The organism is Actinomadura kijaniata NBRC 14229 (assembly GCF_001552175.1).
GTDB classification, from domain to species: domain Bacteria; phylum Actinomycetota; class Actinomycetes; order Streptosporangiales; family Streptosporangiaceae; genus Spirillospora; species Spirillospora kijaniata.
The window spans coordinates 1-4,814 of the sequence record NZ_BCQR01000304.1; the positions used below are offsets into that span (position 1 = coordinate 1).

General features: G+C 76.2%; 4 protein-coding genes and 1 pseudogene. 2 read left to right on the forward strand and 3 right to left on the reverse strand.

What is annotated here, in order from left to right:
* Positions 1-405: pseudogene (locus AKI01S_RS52400) on the forward strand (hypothetical protein); the annotation flags it as partial.
* Positions 406-409: 4 nt separating this feature from the next.
* Here the strand turns inward: AKI01S_RS52400 and AKI01S_RS48070 are convergent.
* Positions 410-1,249, reverse strand: a complete 840-nt coding sequence (locus tag AKI01S_RS48070) for an ABC transporter permease (RefSeq protein ID WP_067833705.1) — start codon at positions 1,247-1,249, stop codon at positions 410-412.
* The gene (locus AKI01S_RS48075) at positions 1,246-2,202 is read right to left on the reverse strand and encodes an ATP-binding cassette domain-containing protein (protein ID WP_067833707.1); all 957 of its coding nucleotides are present in this window, start codon (positions 2,200-2,202) and stop codon (positions 1,246-1,248) included. The genes AKI01S_RS48070 and AKI01S_RS48075 overlap by 4 nt, the downstream gene beginning before the upstream one ends.
* Positions 2,203-2,311: 109 nt before the next feature.
* On the opposite strand from AKI01S_RS48075, the gene AKI01S_RS48080 reads away from it, so the two are divergent.
* Entirely contained in the window at positions 2,312-3,067 is a 756-nt protein-coding gene (locus AKI01S_RS48080; RefSeq protein WP_084000973.1) for a TetR/AcrR family transcriptional regulator, read from the forward strand.
* 503 nt (positions 3,068-3,570) lie between these two features.
* On the opposite strand, the gene AKI01S_RS48085 is transcribed toward AKI01S_RS48080, so the two are convergent.
* Positions 3,571-4,814, reverse strand: a 1,244-nt coding sequence (locus tag AKI01S_RS48085) for an ATP-dependent helicase C-terminal domain-containing protein (RefSeq protein WP_281186223.1), incomplete at its 5' end; no start/stop codon positions are given.

Genomic DNA, 4,814 nt, shown 5'->3' on the forward strand with positions numbered 1-4,814 from the left:
GGCCGCGCCGCCGACGCCCTGGCCGCGGCCGAGCCGCCCTGGGCGGGCGCGCTGGGCCGGGTGGTGCCGGGCATGGTCTGGCTCATCCAGGAGGGGCCGCTGGACGGCGACCGGCTGGTGTGCGAGTTCCGGTACGAGGGCGGCGCCGACCTGCACGCCCTGGCGGTGCGGCTCGGTTACGGCGACGAGCCGGGCGAGGTCGTGGTGGTGGGGGACGTCCCGGCACTGATGAACGCCGCCCGCCAGGCCATGCAGGCGGAGCTGTGCGTGGTGCAGCCCTACGACGCGGCGGCGGTCGGTCCTCGGCTGCGGGCTGCGCTGGCGGCCGGGCGGACGTTCGCCGACGACTGTCACCCGGCGCTGGCCGTCGCCCGGCACCGCGCGGACGCGCTGCCGGGCGACTGAGCCCTCACCGGTCCAGGTCGCGGTAGCGGCGCACCGACAGCGGCGCGAACACCAGCACCAGCAGCAACGGCCACGCCACCGCCAGCTCCAGCGCGTGTTCGGCGGCCCAGGATCCGCCGCCGGGCACGGTCTGGCCGAACAGCTCGCGGCAGGCGGTGACGGTCGCAGACAGGGGGTTCCACTCGGCGAGGGCGCCCAGCCAGCCCGGCATGGTGCTGGGCGCGGCCAGGGCGCTGGACAGGAAGCTGACCGGCCACACCAGGATCTGCACCGCCACCAGCGACTCGGGGCCCTTGGCGACCAGTCCCAGGTAGACGCCGACCCACACCAGCCCGAACCGCAGGGCCAGCAGCAGCGCGAGCGCCGCCAGCGCCGCGCCCGGCCCGTCGTGCCAGCGCCAGCCGACGGCCAGCCCGCACACCACCATGACGGCCAGGGACACCGCCGAGTGGAGCATGTCGGCGACGGCGCGTCCGGCGACCACCGCCGAGGGGGCCATCGGCATGGCCCGGAACCGGTCGGTCACGCCCCGCTGGGTGTCGGTGGCGACCGCCGCGAACGTGGTCTCGATGCCGAACAGCATGGTCATCGCGAACATGCCCGGCATGATGAACGCGCGGTAGTCCCCGCCGCCGGGCACGCGCATCTGCCCGCCGAACAGGTAGCCCATCATCAGCACGACCATCACGGGGAACAGCAGGCCCAGCACGACCTGGCCGGGCTGGCGCGCCCAGTGCGCCAGCGCCCGCCCGGTGATCGTCCAGGCGTCGGCGACCGTCCAGCGCAGCCGGGCGGCGGGCCCGGTGGGGACGGCGGGGACGGGGATCGAAGTCGGGACGCTCATACGGTCGCCTCCTCGGTGGCGGGGCCGGTCAGGCTGAGGAACACCTCGTCGAGGGTGGGGCGGCGCAGGCCGATGTCGGCGACCGCGACGCCCGCCGCGTCCAGGGCGCGGACCGCCTCGGTGAGGGTGGCGGCGCGGTCCCGGGCGGGCGCGCCGACCCGCAGCGCGGCGGCGTCCACCTCCGCCTCCGCGCCGCAGACCCGGCCCACGACCTCGGCGGCCACGGGCAGGGCGGCCGGGTCGGCGACCACCACGTCCAGGCGGTCCCCGCCGATCCGCGACTTGAGCCGGTCGGGGGCGCCCTCGGCGATGACCCGGCCGTGGTCGATCACCGACAGGCTGTGCGCGAGCCGGTCGGCCTCCTCCAGGTACTGGGTGGTGAGCAGCACGGTGGTGCCGCCGCCGGCCAGGTCGCGGACCGCCTCCCACACCTCGTTGCGGGAGCGGGGGTCCAGGCCGGTGGTGGGCTCGTCCAGGAACAGCACCGGCGGGGCCAGGATCATCCCGGCGGCCAGGTCGAGCCGCCGCCGCATCCCGCCGGAGTAGCCGCGCACCGGCCGGTCGGCGGCCTCCTCCAGCCGGAACGCCGCCAGCAGCTCGTCGGCCCGCCGGCGGGCGGCGCGGGCGCCCAGGTGGTACAGCCGCCCGAACAGCACGAGGTTCTGCCGTCCGCTGAGGATCTCGTCGACGGCGGCGTGCTGGCCGACCAGCCCGATGCGCGACCGCGCCCGCGCCGCGTCGCGCACCACGTCGTGCCCGGCGATCTCGGCGCGGCCGCCGTCGGGCCGGGCCAGGGTGGCGAGGATCCGGACGGTGGTGCTCTTGCCCGCGCCGTTGGGGCCGAGCAGCCCGTGCACCGTCCCGGCCGGGACGGCCAGATCGACCCCGTCCAGGGCCGTGGTGCCGCCGTAGCGCTTGCGCAGCCCGGTGGCGACGATCATGTGCGTCGTCATGGTGCGCCTCCAATTTCGTACGCCGTACAGAGTTGGCTCGCAGAACATAACGTACGCCGTACAGAGTTTCAATCCGTAAGGTGTACGGATTTTCTGCCAGGATGGAGGGGTGAGCACCGAGCACACCGGAACCGGCGACCCCGTCCGCACCCTGGAGCTGCTGTGGGGCGTCCAGGACCGGCCCCGGCGCGGGCCCAAGCCGAAGCTGACCGTGCCGCGGATCGTCGACCGGGCGGTCGCGATCGCCGACGCCGAGGGGCTGGAGGCGCTGTCGATCCGGCGGATCGCCGAGGACCTGGACGTCGCGCCGATGTCGATCTACACCTACGTCCCCGGCAAGGCCGAGCTGCTCGACCTGATGGTCGACCGGGTCAACGGCGAGCAGGCCCCGCCCGGCGGCGGCTCCTGGCGGGAGCGCCTGGAGCACATCGCCCACGAGAACTGGCGGCTCTTCCACCGCCACCCGTGGCTGCTGCACGTCTCCGCCGCCCGCCCGCCGATGGGCCCCCACCTGCTGGACAAGTACGAGTACGAGCTGGCCGCCGTCGAGGGCCTGGGCCTGTCGGACGTGGAGATGGACTCGGTCGTCGCGCTGGTCAACGGGTTCGTGCACAGCGCCGCGCGGCTCTCGGCCGACGTCACCCAGACCGAACGCCGCACCGGCATGAGCGACCACCAGTGGTGGGAGAAGGCCGCGCCGGTGCTGTCGAAACTGATCGACATCGACCGCTACCCGCTGGGCGCGCGGGTGGGCACGGCGGCCGGGCAGGCCTACGACGGCCCGGTGGGCCCCGAGCACGCCTTCGAGTTCGGCCTGGCCCGCATCCTGGACGGCATCGAGGTCCTGATCCGTTCCCGCGGCTAGGCGGTATTTCAAAAGCCCTGGCCCACGGCGCTCGCCCTGGGGGCTCGCGCCTAACCAGGTCTTGGCGAGCGCGGCATCGCTTCGCGATCTGACCCGCGGGCCCTCGCCTCCGGCGTCGGACCCGCAGGTCAGGTCACGCGCTCGCGCGCGTGGCCGAGGCCCACCTCGACACAGGCCTTAGGCGATGCCGCCAAGCCCTGGCCCGCGGGCCCTTCTCTCCGGCATCGGACCCGCAGGTCAGGTCACGCGCTCGCGCGCGTGGCTGAGGCCCACTTCGAAACAGGCTTCAGGCGGTATCGCCAGGCCCTGGCCCGCGGGCCTTCACCTCCGGCGTTGGGCCCGAAGACCAGGGAGCGCGCTCGCGTGCGTGGCTTAGGCCCGCTTTGAAACAGGCCTTAGGCGATACCGCCAAGCCCTGGCCCGCGGGCCCTTCTCTCCGGTGTCGGACCCGCAGACCAGGGAGCGCGCTCGCGTGCGTGGCCGAGGCCCACCTCGAAACGGCTCTAGGCCCGGCGGTTGGTGCGCCGGGTGGCGGCCGCCTGGGTGGGGTCCTCCGGCCAGGGGTGCCTGGGATAGCGCCCGCGCAGCTCGGCCCGCACGGACCGGTACCCCTCCCGCCAGAACGAGGCGAGGTCGGCGGTGACGGCGGCGGGCCGCCCCGCCGGGGACAGCAGGTGCACCACCACCGGGACCCGTCCCCCGGCGAGCCGGGGCGCGGCGTCCCAGCCGAACAGCTCCTGGAGCTTCACCGCGAGGACCGGCTGCTCCCCGGAGTAGTCGACCCGGATCTGGGACCCGGACGGCACCCGGATCCGCTCGGGGGCCATCTCGTCCAGCCGCGAGGCGCACTCCCACGGCAGCAGCCCCCGCAGGGCCGCCGCGACGTCGATCCGCGCGAGCTCTGCCCGCCGCCGCGCCCCGGCGACCCAGTCCACGGCGTGCGCCAGCAGCGCGCCGTCGTCCACCGCGGGCCACGGCTCCCCGAGCGCCCGGTGGCAGAACGCCATCCGCTCCCGCAGCGCGACGGCCGCCGGGCCCCAGTTCAGCAGGCCCAGCCCCTCCTGGCGCAGCCCCTCGGCCAGCGCCTCGGCGACCGCCCCCGGATCGGGCGCGCGCAGCGGCCGGGTGGTCAGCTCGACGGCCCCGAGCCGCTCGACCTCCCGCGCCACGACGTCCCCGTCGCGCCAGACGACCTCCCGCGCCTCCTCCAGCAGGGGGGAGGCGGCCTCGCGGGCGGTGTCCTCGTCGATGACCACCGCCTGCCGGATCCGCGCCGACGCGGCCCCGGCGGGCCGGTCGGCGACCGCGACCGCCAGCCACTCGGCCCGCGCCCCCGCCAGGGCGGACCCCTCCGCGAGCTCGCCCCCGGTCCCGGAGGCCATCAGGTACCGCCCCCCGGCCCGCCGCCGGGCGACCCGCTCGGGGAACGCGAGCGCGACCACGGTCCCGGCCGCCGCGTCGTCCCCCGTCCCCCGGGCCGGAGGTGCCGTGGTCGTCGAGGTCAGGGCGGTGGTGAGGCGGCGGGTCTCGTCGCGCCAGCGGGCGGCGTGGGCGTCGGCGGGGCGGCCGCGGCGCAGGGTCCGCCAGATCGCCGTCAGGTCGTCGCCGGCGCCGGGCGGCGGGGGTTCCGACAGCAGGGCGACGATCTCGGCGGCGGTGCGGGCGCCGACGCGGTGGGCGCCGTCGAGCAGGGCGCGGGCCAGGCGGGGGTGCAGGCCGACGCGGGCCAGCGCGCGGCCCCGTTCGG

Excerpts from the sequence above, each read along its gene's own strand:
- AKI01S_RS48070 (WP_067833705.1), bottom strand. The coding sequence starts at position 1,249 with ATGAGCGTCCCGACTTCGATCCCCGTCCCCGCCGTCCCCACCGGGCCC.
- AKI01S_RS48075 (WP_067833707.1), bottom strand. The coding sequence starts at position 2,202 with ATGACGACGCACATGATCGTCGCCACCGGGCTGCGCAAGCGCTACGGC.